Raw genomic sequence first — 18809 nt, forward strand, 5'->3', positions numbered from 1 at the left:
GTGAGCGACCGGCCCCCGCCGGCCGCGCCCGAGGTCGAGGTCGACCCGAGGCGGTTCACCGCGCTGTGGTGGGCGGTGGCGGGGCCGGCCGTCGTTTTCGCACTGCTGTTCGGGCCGCCCGCGAACTGGACGCGGCGGCAGGACTGACGATGCCGGAGCGCCGCGCGGAAGCCCGTTCTTCCGCGCGGCCACGGCCTGGGGAGGGTGTCTGGTGGACGGCGCCGAGCGTGGCACGGCGGTCGAGACGGACGTCGCGATCATTGGCATGGCCGGGCGGTTCCCCGGAGCGGACGACCTGGACGCCTTCTGGCGGCTGCTGAGCGAGGGCCGCGAGGGGATCAGCCGGTTCGGCCGGGACGAGCTGGCGGCGGCCGGGGTGCCCGCCCGCCTGCTGGACGACCCCGCGTTCGTCCCGGCGCACGGCGTGATCCCCGACGTGGACCTGTTCGACACGGGCTACTTCGAGTTCACCCCGGCGGAGGCGCGGATCACCGACCCGCAGCACCGCGTCCTGCTGACCGCCGCGCACGCCGCGCTGGAGAACGCCGGGTACGACCCCGCGCGCCACGACGGGCTGATCGGCGTCTACGCGGGCGCGGCGATCAACACCTATCTGCAACAGCAGGTGCTCCCCGCCGTCGACCAGACGGCGACGAGCGACCACTTCGCCGTCATGGTGGGGAACGACAAGGACTTCCTGGCCACGCGGCTCGCCTACAAGCTCGACCTGCGGGGGCCCGCGTACACCGTCCAGACGGCGTGCTCGACGTCGCTGGTCGCGATCCACCTCGCGTGCCAGGGGCTGATCAACGGCGAGTGCGACGTGGCGCTGGCGGGCGGCGTCACCGTCAAGTTCCCTCAGACCAAGGGCTACCTGTACGAAGAGGGCGCGATCCTGTCGCCGGACGGGCGCGTCCGGACGTTCGACGCCGGGGCGGGCGGGACCGTGCTCGGGAACGGCGTCGGGGTGCTCGTCCTCAAGCCGCTGCGCGACGCGCTCGCCGACCGGGACACGATCCACGCCGTCATCAAGGGCACGGCCACCAACAACGACGGCGCGGGGAAGGTCAGCTTCGCCGCGCCGGGAGCGGCCGGGCAGGCGGCCGTCATCCGCGAGGCGCACCTGGTGTCCGGCGTCGATCCCCGTTCGATCGGCCACGTCGAGGCGCACGGCACGGCCACCCGGCTGGGCGACCCCGTGGAGGTCTCGGCGCTCACCCGGGCGTTCCGGGAGGGGACCGACGACACCGGGTTCTGCGCGATCGGCTCGGTCAAGTCCAACCTCGGGCACCTCGACGCGGCGGCGGGCGTCGCGGGCGTGATCAAGACCGTGCTGATGATGAAGCACCGCACGCTGGTGCCGACCGTCAACTTCGCGACGCCCAACCCCGCCATCGACTTCCCGGCGAGCCCGTTCACGGTGAGCACCCGGACCGCGCCGTGGACGGCTTCCGGCCCCCTGCGCGGCGGTGTCAGCTCGTTCGGGATCGGCGGGACGAACGCGCACGCGGTCCTGGAGGAGGCGCCCGCCGCCGAGGTCGCCGCGCCGTCGCGTCCGACCCAGGTCCTCGTGGTGTCGGCGCGGACGCCGTCGGCGCTCGGCACCGCCGCCCGGCTGCTCGCCGACCACCTCGACGGGGACGACGGCGCTTCCCTCGCGGACGTCGCCCACACCCTCGCCGTGGGACGGCGCGTCCACGAGTACCGGCTCGCCGTCGCCGGGACCGCCCGGGCCGACCTCGCCGCCGCCCTGCGCTCGGCGCCCGTCCCCGACGCTCCGGCGGCCGGCGGCGTGTCGTTCGTCTTCACCGAGGACGTCCCCGGGGCGGCCGACCTCGCGGCGGAGTGGCGGGCTGCGGAACCGGCGTTCGCCGAGCACTACGACGCCGCGCTGGCGGCGGCTCCGGCGGACTGGGCGGCGGCGTTCGCGGTGCAGTACGCGCTCGGGAGGCTCTGGCTGGGCTGGGGCCTGCGGCCGGTCGCGATCCACGGCGTCGGCCTGGCCGCCGGAGCCGCCGCCGCCGTGCTCGGCGTCCTGGACCTCACCGACGCCGCCCGCCACGAAGGCGCGCCGCTCCCGGACAGCGCGCTGCGCGGCGCGGACGACGAGGTGCGGGGCGTCGCGCTGACCGTGGCGGACGGCCCGTGGGGCGCCGTCGCGCGGGCGTGGCAGGCGGGCGCCGAGGTCGACTGGACGGCCTGGTTCGCCGGTGAGGCGCGCGGCCGGGTTCCGCTGCCCACCTATCCGTTCGAGGGGCGCCGCTGCTGGCTGGACGTCCCGGCAGAGGTTCCGGCAGGTCCGGGGCCGCACCCGATGCTGGCGGAGAACGTGTCCACGCTGGACTCCTTCGCCTACCGCACCGCGTGGTCGGGGACCGAGTTCTACGTGGCGGACCACCGGGTCGGCGGCGAGCCGGTCCTGCCCGCCGCCGCGTTCCTGGAACTCGCCCGCGCGGCGGGCGAGCTGGCGACCGGCGGTCCGGTGCGGCTCCACGACGTCTCCTTCGACCGGCTGCTCTCCGGGCCGCGCGCCGCGCAGGTCGCCCTGCGCCGCGGGCCCGGCGCGGTCGCGTTCGAGATCACCGACGACGGCGCGGTGTACGCGTCGGGGTCGGTGAGCGCGCTCGGGACCGTCCAGCTCCCCGACGCCACCCCCGGAACGCAGGCCGAGACCGTCGACCACGAGCGCTGCTACGCGCTGCTGCGCGAGCATGACCTCGACTACGGCGCGCGGATGCGGGCCCTCGCCGAGGTCGCGCTCGGCGACGGCGAGGCGTGGGGGACGCTGCGGCTCCCCGAGGGGGCCGCCCTGGACGGCGCCGTGCTGAACCCCGCGCTGCTGGACGGCGCGCTGCACGCCCTCGTCGTGCTGCTCGGCCGGACCTACGGCGGCGGGGCGCGCGGCTTCCTGCCGCTGGCCCTGGAGGAGCTGACGGTGTTCGCCCCCGTCACCGGGCCGTGCCGCGTCCACGTCACGGTCGACCAGCGCGGCGACCGCTCCGCCCGCGCCGACCTCACGCTGCGGGACGCCGCCGGGACGGTCCTGGCGCGGCTGCGCGGGCTCGCCGTCCGGGTGCTGCGCCGCACCGACGCCGTGGACCTGCTGGTCCGCCGGTGGGACGACGCCCCGGCCGTGCCCGCCGAGACTTCTGCCGGGCCGGTGCTCGTCATCGCGGACGACGACCGGAGCGACCTCGCGACGGCCCTGTCCGCGTCCGAAGCCGCGCCGGGGAGCGACGGCCCGCTGACCGGCATCGCAGCCGTCGTCCTGGACGAGCCGGACCCCGACCTGGTCCTGCGCGTCGTGCGGCGGCTGCTGCACGGACGGCCGACCGAGCCGGTGCGCGTGGTGCTGCTGCATCGCCATGACGCGTCCGGGCCGCTCCCGGAACGCGCGGCGCTCGCCGGGCTGGCCCGGACGGTCCGGGCCGAGAACCCGCTGCTCGCCGTCCAGGTCGTCGGGCTGGCGCCGGGCGTGGACGCGGCGGCGGCGCTGCGCGCGGAGCTGGCCGGGGACGGCCGCGACGCGGAGGTCGAGCACACCGCGTCCGGTCGGCGGGTCCCCCGTTTCGTCCCCGCCGACCACACCGAGCCGGTCGCCGTCCGCGACGGCGGCGTCTACCTGGTCACGGGCGGCGCCGGGGGGCTCGGCCGCGCCGTCGCGGGCCGGCTGCTGGAGCGCGCCGACGCGACGGTGGTCCTGGTCGGCCGCGCCGCGACGGCGTCCGGCCTGGACGAGCGCGTGACGTACCGGAGCGCCGACGTTGCCGACCCGGCCGCGCTCACCGCGCTGCTGGCGGACGTCCGGCGGGAGTTCGGGCCGGTCACCGGCGTCGTCCACGCGGCGGGCGTGCTGCGCGACGGCTTCGTGCTGACCAAGTCCGACGCGGACGTCGCGGCCGTGCTGGCGCCGAAGGTGTCCGGCGTCCGGGCGCTCCACGCCGCCACCGCCGACGATCCGCTCGACTTCTTCGTGGCGTTCTCCTCGATCGCCGCGCACATCGGCAGCGTGGGCCAGGCCGACTACGCGTACGCGAACGCCTTCCTGGAGGCGTTCGCCGAGCGGGTCCCGGGGCTGACGGCCGTCGCCTGGCCGATGTGGGCGGACGGCGGCATGCGCCAGACCGCCGACGCGGCGGCCGAGGTCGCCGCGCGCACCGGCTTCGGCGTCCTGCCGACCGCCGTCGGGCTCGACCTGTTCGAGCGGGTGCTCGGCCGTCCCGGCGCGGTGGTGGCCGCGTACGGGGACACCGAGCGGATCGCCGCGACGCTCGGCCGTCCCGCGCCCGCCGCGCCCGTCGCGCCGACGGCGCCCGCGGGCTCGCGCGCGGACGCGCTGGGGATGCTGCGCCTGCTGATCGCCGGGGAGACCGGGCTGGACCCGGACGAACTCGGCGAGGACGACACCTTCGACCGCCACGGCATCGACTCCCTGATGATCACCAAGCTCAACCGGGAGCTGGAGCGCCGGTTCGGCGACCTGTCCAAGACCCTCTTCTTCGAGTACCCGACGCTCGGCGAACTCGCCGACCACTTCGCCGGGGAGCACGCGACGGCGATCGCCGCGCCCGCTCCGGCGGCCCCCCGGCCCCCCGAGGTCGACGACTCGGCCATCGCGATCATCGGCGTGGCCGGCCGCTACCCGATGGCCGACGACCTGGACGAGTTCTGGACCAACCTCGCCGAGGGCCGCGACTGCGTCACCGAGATCCCGGCCGACCGGTGGGACGCCGACCGCTGGTACGACCCCGATCCCGCGTCGCCCGGACGCGCGCACACCCGCTGGGGCGGCTTCCTGCGCGACGTCGACCGCTTCGACCCGCTGTTCTTCGGCATCTCCCCGCGCCAGGCCGAGCTGATGGACCCGCAGGAGCGGCTGTTCCTCCAGACCGCCTGGCACGTGGTGGAGGACGCCGGGTACCGGCGGGCCGAGCTGGCGGGCCGTCCGGTCGGCGTCTACGTCGGCGTGATGTACGGCGAGTACCAGTTCCACGGCGCCGTGGACGTTCTGCGCGGCGGACGCCCCCTGACCGGCTCGTCCTTCGCGACCATCGCCAACCGGGTGTCGTACGTCCTCAACCTCACCGGGCCGAGCCTGGCGCTGGACACGATGTGCTCGTCGTCGCTCACCGCGATCCACCTGGCCTGCGAGAGCCTGCGGCGCGGCGAGACGGAGATGGCGATCGCGGGCGGCGTCAACGTCTCGATCCACCCCTACAAGTACGCCTTCCTGAGCCAGGGCCGGTTCGTGTCGTCCGACGGCCGCTGCCGCGCCTTCGGGGCGGACGGCGACGGGTACGTGCCCGGCGAGGGCGTCGGCGCGGTGCTGCTCAAGCCCTACGCGCAGGCGCTGGCGGACGGCGACCAGATCCACGGGCTGATCCTCGGCAGCGCCGTCAACCACGGCGCCCGGACCAACGGCTTCTCCGTGCCGAGCCCGCGCGCCCAGCAGCGCGCCGTGGTCGACGCGATGGAGCGCGCCGGGGTGGCGCCCGGGGAGATCGGGTACATCGAGGCGCACGGCACGGGCACGTCCCTCGGCGACCCGATCGAGATCACCGGCCTGACCGGCGCGTACGCGGGGGACGCCGCCGCGCCCGGACGCTGGCCCATCGGCTCGGTCAAGTCCAACATCGGGCATCTGGAGTCCGCCGCCGGGATCGCGGGGCTGACCAAGGTCCTGCTCCAGTTCCGGCACCGCACGCTCGTGCCGTCGCTGCACTCGGCCGAGCTGAACCCGAACATCGACTTCGCCCGGTCGCCGTTCCGCGTCCAGCGCGAACGGGAGCCCTGGACGGGGCCGCGCACGGCCGGGCTCAGCTCGTTCGGCGCGGGCGGCTCGAACGCGCACCTCGTCCTCGCGGAACCGCCCGTCGCCCCGGCGCGGGAACGCGTGGACGAGCCCGTGCTGTTCGTCCTGTCGGCGCGCGACGAGGAACGGCTGCGCGCCTACGCCGAGCGCGCCGCCCGGTTCCTGGAGGCCGGGCCGGCGTCGCTCGCCGACCTGTGCTTCACGCTCCAGGTCGGTCGCGAGGCCATGGACCGGCGGTTCGCGGTGCGGGCCGTCGCGGCGGACGAGATCGTCGCGGCCCTGCGCCGGTTCGCCGCGACGGGCGAGCGGCCGGACGTCCCCGGCGACGGGCCGCTCGGCGACCTCGCGCGCCGGTGGCTGGCCGGGGAGAACGTGGACTGGGCCGCGCTGCACGCGTCCGGTCCCGCGCGGCGCCGCGTCCGCGCCCCGCTGTACCCGTTCGCGCCCGAGCGCTACTGGATCCCCCTCGACCCCGACCTGGACGCCCCGGCCCTGCACCCGCTGGTCGACGCGAACGAGTCCACGGTGGCCGGGCTGCGGTTCCGCAAGAGGCTGAGCCCGTCCGACCCGCTGTTCCGGGACCACGTGATCGACGGGCGGCCGGTGCTGCCGGGCTCGGCGGTCCTGGAGTTCGTCCGCGCCGCCGCCGACCTGGCCGAACCCGGCGTGCGGCACGCGCTTCGCTCGGTGGTGTGGGGGACGACGATCGAGCCCGCGGACGGCGACCTCGACCTGCACGTCTCGTTCGACAGCGGGTTCTCCTTCGAGGTGCACAGCGGGCCGGACCGGACCGTCCACGCCCGGGGGACCGTCGCCGCCGCCGGGGCGCCCGGCGCGCTCGACCTCGCCGCCGTCCTCCGCCGGACGGACGTCGTGCGGGACCGGGACGGCGCGTACGCGGACTACCGCGCGGCCGGGTTCGCCTACGGGCCCGAGTTCCAGGTCATCGAGGAGATCCGGACCGGCGCGGACGAGGCGCTGGTGCGGCTGTCCCCGGGCGGCCCGGCAGCCGTCCTCGACGGCGCGCTGCGCGCGTGCCACTGGGCGGGCCGGACCGCGTCGCCGCGCGCGGGGGAGCTGGCCGTGCCGTTCAGCCTGGACGCGTTCGACGTCCACGGCGACCTCGCGGACGTCCGCCACGCCCACGCCCGTCTCCTGGGCGAGGCCGGGGGCGTGCGGTGCTTCGACGTGTCCCTGTGCGACGAGACGGGCCGCGTGCTGGCGTCCGTCCGGGACTTCGCGGGCCGGCTGCTCGGCGCGCCCGCTCCCGAGCCGGGCCGCCCGCTTCTCTACGAGCCGTGCTGGACGGCCGTCCCCGCCCCCGCCTCCGACAGCGCGCGGCGGCCCCTGATGCTCGTCGGCGGGGACGCCGCGCTCGAGTCCGCGCTCGCCGCGACCGGCGAGTGGACCCGGGTGACCGCCGTCCGCGCGGACGAGGTGGCCGACCTCGGCACGGACGGGCTGGACCTGGTCTTCGTCCCCGGTGACGAGCTGGACGCGGCGTGCCGGACGCTGACGGACCTCGTCCTCGCCGCGCGGACGGCGGGCCGGGTCCGGGGCGTCGTACTTCACGCCCACGAGGACGGGCGGGAACGGCCGGAGCACGCCGCGCTCGCCGGGTTCGCCCGCTCCGCGTCCGTGGTCGCCCCCCGGGTCGAACTGCTGACGCTGGCGCTCCCGGCCGGCACGCCGCCGGACGGGACCGCCGCCGCGCTCGCCGCCGAACTGCGCGCGGCGCCGCGCGCCGCCGGCCTGGAGGTCCGCCGGACGGCGCGCGGCGACCGCGAGGTGCGCGGGCTCCGCAGGACCGAGGCCACGGGACCGGGCCGCGCGGACCTGCGCGACCAGGGCGTCTACATGATCACCGGCGGCGGGGGCGCCCTCGGCCGGACGCTCGCCGAGTACCTGGCCCGCGCGCACCGGGCGCGCCTGGTGCTGATCGGCAGGTCGGCACCGGACGCCTCCTGGCACGCGCGGCTCGCCGACCTCGGCGCGGAAGTGTTCGCCCCGCGCGCCGACGTGACGGACGCCGACCGCCTCGCCGCCGCGTTGGCCGAGGCCCGCGCCCGCTTCGGCGCGCTGCACGGCGTCTTCCACCTCGCCGGGATCGCCGACGACGGGACCCTCGCCGACGCCGACCCCGAACGGTTCGCCCGGGTCCTCGCCCCGAAGACCAACGGCCTGCTCAACCTGGACCGGCTGACCCGGGACGACCCACTGGACCTGTTCGTCGTCTTCTCCTCCATCGCCTCGGTGATCGGCGACTTCGGCGCGGCGGCCTACGCCACGGCGAACCGGTTCGCCGACGCGTTCACCGTCCTGCGCGCGTCGCAGGTCGCCGAGGGCGCGCGGCGCGGGCGCGGACTCACGCTCGACTGGCCGCTGTGGGCGGCCGGGGGCGTGGACGACCTCGTCGGAGCCGACGAGCTGGCGGCGTACGGCCGCCGGAGCGGGATGCGCCCGCTGACCCCCGAGCAGGGCGTGGCCGCGCTGGAACTCGCGCTGGCGGCGGACGGGCCGTGGCTCGTCCCGGCGTGGGGCGTCCCCGCGCAGGTCGACGCGGCCCTGGCCACGCCGCGTCCGCCCGCCGCACCGCGCCGCCCGGCCGCCTCCGGACGGCGCAGCCAGGTGGTCGAGTACCTGCGCGGCACGCTCTCCGACGTGCTCAAACTTCCGCCGGGCCGCCTCGACAGCCGGGTCCCGCTGGACGACTACGGCCTGGACTCGGTGCTGGTCATGGAGTCCAGCTCCGTGCTCGTCCGCGACTTCCCCGACCTGCGCGGCACCGTCTTCTTCGAGCACCGGACGGTGGAAGAACTGGCCGACCACCTCGTCGCCGAGCACGCGGACGCCGTGGCCCGCCTGTTCCCCGAAGCGGCCCCGGTGGAGCGGCCCGCGCCGGAACCCGTGACGCGGCCCGTGGAGCGGGCGCCCGAACGCGGCACCGACCCGGACGAGCCGATCGCCGTCATCGGCATCAGCGGCCGGTACCCGGGCGCCCGCGACCTCGCGGAGTTCTGGGACAACCTCGCCGCCGGACGCGACAGCGTGACCGAGGTCCCCGCCGACCGCTGGGACGCCGCCGCGCTCTACGACCCCGACCCGTCCGCCCCGGGCCGCAGCCACGGCCGATGGGGCGGCTTCCTGGACGACGTCGCCGCGTTCGACTCGCTGTTCTTCCAGATCTCGCCCGCCCAGGCCCGTTCGATGGACCCGCAGGAGCGGCTGTTCCTGGAGACCGCGTGGTCGGCGCTGGAGAACGCGGGCTACCCGCCGTCCAGGATCCCGCCGCCCGCGTTCGGCGGGCAGGGGCACGACGTCGGCGTGTTCGTCGGCGTCATGTGGGGCGACTACGCGGTGCTCGCGGCGGCCGAGTCGGCGCGCGGCAACCCGCAGGTGGTGCTGGCCAACCGGTCCTCGATCGCCAACCAGGTGTCGTACTTCGGCGACTTCCGCGGCCCCAGCGTCGTGGTGGACACCGCCTGCTCGGCGTCCCTGGTCGCGGTGCACCAGGCGTGCGAGAGCCTGCGCCGGAACGAGTGCGGGTACGCCATCGCGGGCGGCGTGAACGTCGCCGTCCACCCCGACCGGTACGTCCATCTCAGCGCGAAGACGATGCTGTCGTCCGACGGCCGCTGCCGCGCCTTCGGAGCGGGCGGCGACGGCTATGTGCCCGGGGAGGGCGTCGGGGCGGTCGTCCTCAAGCGGCTGTCGGAGGCCGTCCGCGACGGCGACACCGTCCACGCGGTCATCCGGGCGTCGGCGGTGAACCACGGCGGCCGGACCAGCGGCTACACCGTCCCGAACCCGCAGGCGCAGCAGGCGCTCGTGGAACGGACGCTGGCGGCGGCGGGCGTCGACGCGCGGACGATCGGCTGCGTCGAGGCCCACGGCACCGGGACGGCTCTTGGCGACCCGATCGAGCACTCGGCCCTCGCCAAGGCGTTCGCCGCGCACACGTCCGACGTCGGGTTCTGCGCCCTCGGCTCGGTGAAGTCGGCCATCGGGCACCTGGAGGGGGCGGCGGGCATCGCCGGGCTCACCAAGGCGATCCTCCAGCTCAAGAACGGGACGCTGCTGCCGACCCTGCACGCCGACGAGCTGAACCCCGTCATCGACTTCGGCCGGTCCCCGTTCACCGTCCAGCGCGAGACGGCGCCGTGGCCCGCCGGGGACCTGCCGCGCCGCGCGGCGGTCAGCTCGTTCGGTGCCGGGGGGACGAACGCGCACGTCATCCTGGAGGAGTACCGCGCCGCCGCGCCCGCCGAGGCCGCGACGGGCCCCGAGGCGCTGGTGCTCTCCGCCCGCGACGAGGACCGGCTCCGGCAGTACGCGGCCGACCTCGGACGCGAACTGGCGGCGCCCGGAACCCGCACGCTCGCCGACGTCGCCCACACCCTGCGGACGGGCCGCGAGCCGATGGCCGAGCGGCTGGCGTTCGTCGCGGGCAGCCTGGACGAGGCCGCCGAGCGGTTCGCCGCCGTCGGACGGGGCGAGGACGGGCAGTGGCTCCACCGCGGCCGGGTCGGGCAGCATCCGCCGCTGGCCGGGCTGTTCACCGACGGGGTGGGCGGCGAGGAGTTCCTGACGGCCCAGATCCGCGCCGGGGACGACGACCTGCTCTGCCGCCTGTGGGTGTCGGGGGTCGCCGTCGACTGGGACCTGGTGTCCGGCCTGCGGGGCGGGACGCGGCGGCGGGTCCCCCTCCCGACCTATCCGTTCGAGCGCGTGCGGCACTGGCTGGACACGACCGCGCCGGACGGCCCCTGGACGACGGTGCTGCGCGCCGACGACCCGGTGCTCGCCGACCACGTCGTCCAGGGCACGCCGATCCTGCCGGGCGTCGGCCATCTCGACCTCGTGGCGCGGGCCCGCAGCTGGACGGCGGTCGCCGACGTCCGCTGGCTCGCGCCCCTGCGGGGCGGCGGCGCGGTGTCGGTGCGCTTCGACGGCGAGCGGTACGAGGTGGTGGCGGACGGTTCCGTCCGCTCCACCGGCCGCCTGGCCGCCGCGCACCCGGCCCCGCCGCGCCTGGACGTCGCGGCGATCCAGGCCCGCCTGGACGAAGGCCCCGACTTCTACCGCGCGCTCGACGCGCAGGGGCTGGCCTACGGCGCCTTCTTCCGGCTGGTGCGCCGCGTCTGGACGGGCCCGGGCGAAGCCCTCGGCCGGATCGAGACGGTCGCGGACCCGGCGTACGCGCTGCACCCCGGCGTCCTGGACGCGGCCCTGCACACGATCGCGGCGCTGTTCGCGCGGCGCGGCCCGGACGCCCCGCCGATGCTCCCGTTCGCGCTCGACCTGGTGGACGTCTTCGGCGAGGTGCCGACGATCGGCTGGTCGCACGTGCGCGAGACCGGCCCGGACCGCTGCGACGTCCTGCTGGCCGACGAGACCGGCGCCGTCCGGGTGCGCTTCACCGGCCTGACCTACCGGGCGGCCAAGCCGACGGCCGTCCCGGCCCACCTCCCGGTCTGGACGCCGCGCCGCGCCGACGCCGAGAGCGCCCGCCCGCGCCGGGTGCTCCTGGTCGGCGCACGGCTCGACACCGCGCTGGCCGCCGGGATCGCCGGTGCGCACGCCGACGCCGATCTGCGCTCGCTGCCCGTCCCGTCCGGCGGGCTCAGCGAAAGCGACCTGGACCGCGCGCTGGCCGAGGCGCCCGACCTGGTGTACTTCCTCGGCTCGGCACCGGACGGCGAGCCCGCCGACCTGCGCGCCGTCACCGACGCCAACGTCGTCGCCCTCTACCGCCTCGTGCGGGCGCTGGACCGGGGCGGCCGGACCGGGCTGAAGGTCGTCACGTCCGACGTCCACCCGCTGGGCGGGGACGAGCACGCGCCCTGGTCGGCGGGCCTGGCCGGGCTGGCGATGGTCGCGGGCAAGGAGTTCCCGAACCTGCGGGTCGCGCTGGTCGACGTCCGCTCGGCGGAGGGCGCGGAACCGGCCGCCGCGCTGGCCGCCGAGCCGCTGCCCGCGAAGACGGTCCCGGTGTCCCTGCGGGCGGGCGTCCGCCGGGTCCGGTCGCTGCGCCGGATCGAACTCCCGGCCGGGCCGTCCCGGTTCCGGCGGGACGGCGTCTACCTCGTCGTCGGCGGCCTCGGCGTCGTCGGCGCCGACACCTGCCGGTACCTCGCGCGGGAGTACGGAGCCCGGCTCGTCATCGTCGGCCGGTCCCCGCTGGACGACCGCCGCGCGGCGACCGTCGCGGAACTCCAGGCCCTGGGCGCGCAGGTCCGGTACCTGACGGCGGACGCCACCGACCCGGCGGCCCTGCGCGACGCGCTGCGGACCGCCAAGCGCGAGTTCGGCGCGCTGCACGGCGTCGTCCACGCGGCGATGGTCCTGGTGAACCGCCCCCTGCGGGAGCTGCCCGAGGCCGAGCTGCGGTCGGCGCTGGAGGCGAAGGCCGACTCCGCCTGGAGCCTCCTGCGGGCCGTCGCGGACGAGCCGCTGGACTTCGTCCTGTTCTACTCCTCCGGCGTCGCGTTCGAGGGCAACCACGGCCAGGCCGGGTACGCGGCGGGCTGCACCTTCGCGGACGCGCTCGCGCTCGGCGCGGCCCGCGACGTCCCCTTCCCGGTGCGCGTCCTCAACCTCGGGTACTGGCACGCGGCCGGCGACCCGGAGCGGGAGCGGGTGCTGCGCCGGTTCGAGCCGGCGGGCATCCGGCCGCTGAGCGCGGAGCGCGGCATGGCGGTCGTGGAACGCGTCCTCGCGGGCGACCAGGCCCAGGTGCTCGCGCTCGACGCCGACCGGCGCATCCTCGACGACCTCGGCGCCGACCCCGGGCCCGCGCTGGTCGTCCTGCCCGGGGACGTTCCGCCGCAGCCGCCCGTCGTCGGGAGGGCCTGGACGCCGTCGCCGGAGCTGGACGGCTTCCAGGACGCCGTCGCGGCGGCCGAGGATCTGGCGACGCGCCTGCTGGCGGCCGTCCTGGACCGCCTCGGCCTGTTCCGGCGGCTGGACCGGCCAGCCGTATGGGCGGATCTCGTCGCCGGGCTCGGGATCGTCCCGGAGCAGGAGCCCTTCTTCCGGTCTCAGCTCGACGCCCTCGCCGAGACCGGGTGGCTGCGTCCGGTGGACGGCGGCTGGCAGCGCACCGCCCGCGCCGTGGAGCCGGAGGCGGCGCTCGTGGCGGCGCTCACCGACCTCGCCGCCCGCCGCCCGGACCTCGCGCCCGCCACGTCGCTGCTGCGGGACTGCCTGACCGCGCTGCCCGACGTGCTCACCGGACGCCGCAGCGGCATGGAAGTCCTCTTCCCCGGCGGCTCCCACGAACGGGTCGCGGCCGTCTACGCGGGCGACCCGGTCACCGACCTGTGCAACGCCGAGACGGCGGCGCTCGTCGCCGAGCAGGTCCGGACGCGGCTGGCGGCCGAGCCCGGACGGACGGTGCGGATCCTCGAAGTGGGCGCCGGGACCGGCGGGACGAGCGAGGCCGTCTTCGCCGCGCTCGCCCCCCACGCCGCGCACGTCGAGTACGTCTTCACCGACCTGTCGGGCGGGTTCGTCCGCGACGGCCGGGCCAGGTTCGGGCCGGGTCATCCGTTCGCACGGTTCGAGGTCCTGGACATCGAGTCCGACCCGGCCGGCCAGGGCTTCGCCCCGGGCGGGTTCGACGTGGTGTTCGGCACGAACGTCTTCCACGCGACCCGGCGGCTCGCCGGCACCCTGGCCGGCGCCAAGCGGCTGCTCCGCCGGGGCGGGGTGCTCGTCCTCGCCGAGGGCACCCGGCCGCAGCACCGGCTGGCGCTGGTCTTCGGCCTGACGTCCGGGTGGTGGCGGTTCACCGACCCGGAGCACCGGATGCCGTCCTCGCCGCTGGCGACCGAGCGGCAGTGGCGCGACCTGCTGGCCGACGCCGGGTTCCGGGACGTCAGCGCCGCAGCCCCGCCGACGCGGTCCGGGCCGCTGTTCCAGAGCGTCATCGCGGCGGTCAGCGACGGCCTCGTCCCGGCGACCCCGGCCGCCCAGGTCGCCCCGGCTCCGGCCCCGGCCCGGACCGCGCGTCCGGCCGACGGCGCCGAGGGCGACGAACTCGCCCGGGTGACGGCGGTGTTCGCGTCCGTCCTGGAGATCCCGGCGGACCGGCTCGACCCCGACCTCACCTACGAGAACTACGGCGTCGACTCGCTGGTGGCGCTCCAGCTCACCCGCGCCCTGGAAGAGGTGTACGGGCCGCAGCCCGCGACCCTGCTCTTCGAGCGGATCACGATCCGGAAGCTGGCCGCGCACCTGCGCTCCGAGCCGGAACCGCCCGAGGAACCGGCGGTCGCGCCGGTGACCGAACCGGCGCCGTCCGACGACGCCGAGCGGCTGGTCGCGGACCTGCCCGACGACGTCGTCGACGAACTGCTGGGCGAACTGCTCGCCCGGCTCGGCGAGAACGGGGACCGAGCATGACGCGGACGTTCTCCTGCGTGGTCGTGGGCGAGGAGACCCTGGCGGCCGAGTGCACCCGGCTGCTCCTGGAGCGCGGGCACCGGGTGGCGGCCGTGGTCTTCTCGGGCGCGGAACTGGTCGAGTGGGCGGGTCGAGAGGGCCTGCCGACGATCCAGGCCGGGCCCGGCCTCGCCGACCGCCTGGCGCCCCTGAGCTTCGACTACCTGTTCAGCATCGCCAACCTGCGGATGCTCCCGGACGAGGTCCTGGCCCTCCCGGCGGCGCTGCCGATCAACTTCCACGACGGCCCGCTGCCCCGGCACGCCGGCCTCTACGCGACGAGCTGGGCGATCCTCGAAGGCGAGAAGGAGCACGGCGTCACCTGGCACGTCATGACCAGGGAGGCCGACACCGGGGACGTGCTGAAGCAGGTCACCGTCCCGGTCGATCCGGCCGCGACCGCGCACGACCTCGACCTCGCGTGCTTCGAGGCGGGCGTCGAGTCCTTCGCCGAGCTGGTCGACGAGCTGGCGCGCGGCACCGCGACCCGGACGCCGCAGGATCTCGGCGAGCGGACCTACCACGGGAAGTACGACGGGCCGCCGCACGGCGGCCTCTTCGACTGGCGGCGGCCGTCGGGGGACCTGGACGCGCTGGTCCGGGCGACGACCTTCGGGCGCAAGGGCAACGGCTTCGGCGTCGCGCTGCTGGCGGCCGGGTCGCGGCTGATCGCCGTCCGGGGCGTCGAGACGACCGGCCGCCCGTCCACGCTGCCGCCGGGGACGGTGGTCGAGGCCGCCGCCGAGGCGATCACCGTCGCGACCGTCGACCACGACGTCCGCCTGACCGACCTCGCGAGCCTGGACGGCGACCGGCTCGACCCGCGCGCGCTCGCCCGCGACCTCGACCGGGACCACGGCGGACGGTTCACCGAGCCGTCGGAGGACGACGTCGCGGCCCTGGCGGCGGCGGGACGGGCCGCGCTGCGCGAAGAAGAACGCTGGCTGCGCCGCCTCGGCGCCCTCGAACCGCTGCTGCCGCCCCGGCTCGGCGCCCTCGCCCCGGTCGGGGAGCCGGCCCGTCCGGTCGCGCTGCCCCCCGCGCTGCGCCCGGACGACGCCGAGGCGTGGGCGATCGCCGCCGTCCTCGCCTTCCTCGCCCGGCTCGTCCGGGGCGGGGAACACGACGTCGCCCTGTCCGCCGGAAGCGATGTGGGCGTGACGTCCGGGCTGGTCGCGGCCGACGTGCCGTTCCGCGCCCCGGACGCGCCGCTGGACCGGACGCTGCCCGACCTCGCCGCGCTGGTCGGAACCGAACTCGACCGGCTGGCCGGGCGGAGTCCGGCCAGGGGCGACCTGCCGCTGCGCCGTCCCGGCGTCACCGCGCTCAGGCTGCCGGTCGCCGTCCTGCGCCCGGGCGCGGTCGCCGCCGACCGCCCCCTGACGATCCGCGTCGACGAGGCCGGAACGGTGACCTTCACGGCCGAAGGCGGGCGGGAGGACTGGCTCGCGGCCCGCTACGCGCTGTTCCTCGACGCCGCCGCAGCCGCGCCGACGGTCCCGCTCGGCGACCTGCCGCTGCTCACCGACGCCGAGCGCGCATCGCTGGCGAACGTCAACGACACCGCCGAGGACTACCCGCGCGACCGCACGGTCAGCGCGCTGGTCGCCGACGTCGCCTGCGCCGCCCCGGCCGCCGTCGCGGTCCGGTTCGAGGGACGCGACCTGACCTACGCCGCACTGGACGAAGCGGCCGACGCCCTGGCGCACAAGCTGATCGGGCTCGGCGCCGGACCGGGCGGCCGGGTGGGCGTCTACCTGGAGCGGTCGGCGGAACTCGTCGTGGCGCTGCTGGCGGTGATGAAGACCGGCGCGGCCTACGTCCCGATCGACCCGGTGTACCCGCCCGCGCGAATCGGCCACATGCTGGCGGACTCGGGCACCGCGCTGGTCGTCACCGACGCGGCCCTGGCCGGGACGCTGGACGAGATCCCGGACGGCCGCGCCGTGACGCGGGTCGTCGCCGACCTCGCGGGAACGCCGTCCGGGCCGCCGGTCGACCGGTCCGACCCGGACGCGGCGGCGTACGTCATCTACACCTCGGGGTCGACCGGCGTCCCCAAGGGCGTCCAGGTGGGGCACCGGGCGCTGGTGAACTTCCTGTGGACGATGGCGCGGCGGCCCGGGTTCGGCTCGGCCGACTCCCTGCTCGCGCTCACCACGGTCTGCTTCGACATCGCGGGCCTGGAGCTGTACCTGCCGCTCGTCCGGGGCGGGACGGTCGAGGTGCTGCCCGCCGACGTCTGCGCGGACGGGTTCGCGCTCCGGGAGCGGATCGAGCGGTCGGCCCCGTCCGTGCTCCAGGCCACCCCGACCACGTGGCAGATGCTGATCGCCGCGGGCTGGCCGGGCGACCCCGGGCTGCGGGCGCTGTGCGGGGGCGAGGCGCTGTCCGCCGAGCTGGCCGGCCGGCTGTCGGGCCTCGTCGGTGAACTCCACAACATGTACGGCCCGACCGAGACGACCATCTGGTCCACGGTCGACCGGGTCCTCCCCGGCGAGGCGGTGACGATCGGGCGCCCGATCGGCAACACCCGCTGCCACACGCTCGACGAGCGGGGCGTCCCGGTGCCGCCCGGCGTGCCCGGCGAGCTGTACCTCTCGGGCGACGGCGTGGCGGACGGCTACCTGGGCCGGCCCGACCTGACCGCCGAGCGCTTCGTCACCATCGGCGAGGGCCGCGCCTACCGCACCGGCGACCTGGTGCGGTGGCTGCCCGACGGCCGCCTCGAATACCTGGAGCGGATCGACGGCCAGGTCAAGCTGCACGGCCACCGCATCGAGCTGGGCGAGGTCGAGTCGGCGCTGCGGCGGCTGCCCGGGATCGAGTCGGCCGTCGCCGTGATCCGCGAGGACCGGCCCGGCGACCGCGCGCTCGCCGCGTACGCGACCGTCCGGGACGGGACGCGGGCCGATCCCGCCGAACTGCGCGCCGCCCTGCGCGACCGGCTGCCCGGCTACATGGTCCCGGCGACCGTCACGCTCCTGCCGAGCCTGCCGCTCACCCCGAACGGCAAGGTCGACCGCAAGGCCCTGCCGGAGCCGCGCGCCGCGCGCCCGGCCGGCCCGGCGGCGCCCGCCCGCACGGACCTGGAACGCCGGATCGCGGCGGCGTGGTGCGAAGTCCTCGGCGCGGACGCGGTGGGCGTCGAGGACAACTTCTTCGACCGGGGCGGCGACTCGCTGAAGCTCACCTCGGTCGTCGCGCTGCTGCGGCGGCGGCTCGGCCGTCCGGTCACCCGCCTCGACATGTTCGGCCATCCGACCGTCCGGGCCATGGCGGCGCATCTGGCGGGCGACGCCGACGCCGAGCCCGTCCAGCGGCGGAGCCGGAACACCGACGCGCTCGCGCGGCGCCGCGACCGCAGACGCGGGACGTCATGAACAGCAACTCACGAGCGGGAACAGGGGATTCGATGACAAGCTGCACGGTCTGCTCTCTCCAAGAGGGCCATCCCGGGGTCGTGCTCGACGCGCAGGGCGTGTGCAACCTGTGCACGATGAACTTCGCCGAGGAACTGCTGGACAACTACCGCTACACCAGCGAGGTGTTCGCCGAGTTCCAGCAGGCCCCGCCCGCGGCCGGTGAATTCGACTGCCTCTTCATGTACAGCGGCGGCAAGGACAGCACCTACATGCTGGACAAATTCGTCAACGAGTACGGCAGGCGGGTCCTCGCGTACACCTTCGACGTCCCGTTCGAGAGCGTCCACGCCGCCCAGAACATCGCGCTCGCCAAGGAGAAGATCCCGGCGACGTTCGTCGTGGACTCCGACGACGACAACATCAAGGCGATGATGCGGGAGGTCTTCAACCGGCCCGCGCCGAAGAAGCCGGGCTCCTATCTGGACGAGAAACTTCCGTGCGTCTCCTGCCGGACCTTCTTCGTCCTCCGGGCGATCCTGACGGCCCATCGCCGGAAGATCCCGTACATCGCGCTGTGCGCGGACCCGCAGCAGATCCTCACGATGGAGTCGAACGTCCGTGAAATCGTCCGGGGCTTCTACCGGACGTTCGGCGAGCGCCTGACCGACACGCTGTTCGCCGGAGCGCTGGAGGACATCCTCTTCGCCGACGACGCCGACCTGCCGAAGATCGTGTTCCCGTTCATCGCGACCCGGCACGAGTACGACCCCGACACGATCGTCGCCGAACTCCAGGCCAAGGGGCTGTACCAGTCCTCGCCGATGGAGACCCACTGCACGCTCTTTCCGCTGCTGAACTACTACTCGTACAAGAACTGGGACTGCATGTTCTACAAGCTGAACGCGGCCAGTCACGTGCGGGCGGTCAAGCGCAACGCCGGCCACGAGCGCAACACCTTCAGCATCAAGTTCCCCCGCTCGCTCGACCTCGCGGACGTCGAACGGCGGCTGGGCGAGGTGGTCCTGTCGCTCGCCGCGGACGAGGGCGACCGGGCCGACCACGAACGGACCCTGATCGACCTGTTCCAGCGCATGGACGCGTCCGAGGACGCGGCGCGGTTCGTGGCCGGGAGCTTTCTGGAAATGCGCGCGGTCGCGGCCGACCTCGGCATCGAACTGAACTGACGG

Annotated in this window: 4 protein-coding genes; all 4 read left to right on the forward strand. The window is 75.9% G+C overall.

Annotation, left to right across the window (positions count from 1 at the left end):
• The 4 genes from GQ466_RS16155 to GQ466_RS16170 all read left to right on the forward strand — a co-directional run bounded on the left by GQ466_RS16155 (nt 1) and on the right by GQ466_RS16170 (nt 18806).
• Complete coding sequence (locus GQ466_RS16155) at nt 1-147, forward strand: hypothetical protein (protein WP_161103642.1); 147 nt, start codon at nt 1-3, stop codon at nt 145-147.
• 64 nt (nt 148-211) lie between these two features.
• Nucleotides 212-14218 carry an SDR family NAD(P)-dependent oxidoreductase gene (locus GQ466_RS16160; RefSeq protein ID WP_202420457.1) on the forward strand — a complete coding sequence of 4669 codons (14007 nt, stop codon included), beginning with the start codon at nt 212-214 and terminating at the stop codon, nt 14216-14218.
• On the forward strand, nt 14215-17640 hold the full coding sequence (locus GQ466_RS16165) for an amino acid adenylation domain-containing protein (RefSeq protein ID WP_161103643.1): 3426 nt from the start codon (nt 14215-14217) through the stop codon (nt 17638-17640). Before GQ466_RS16160 ends, GQ466_RS16165 begins: the two co-directional genes overlap by 4 nt.
• 32 nt (nt 17641-17672) lie before the next feature.
• Nucleotides 17673-18806: an adenine nucleotide alpha hydrolase family protein gene (locus GQ466_RS16170; RefSeq protein WP_161103644.1), complete on the forward strand. Its 1134-nt coding sequence runs from the start codon at nt 17673-17675 to the stop codon at nt 18804-18806.
• Nucleotides 18807-18809 lie beyond the last annotated feature (3 nt).

Origin of the sequence: Actinomadura rayongensis, from assembly GCF_009831215.1 — a bacterium.
Classification (GTDB): domain Bacteria; phylum Actinomycetota; class Actinomycetes; order Streptosporangiales; family Streptosporangiaceae; genus Spirillospora; species Spirillospora rayongensis.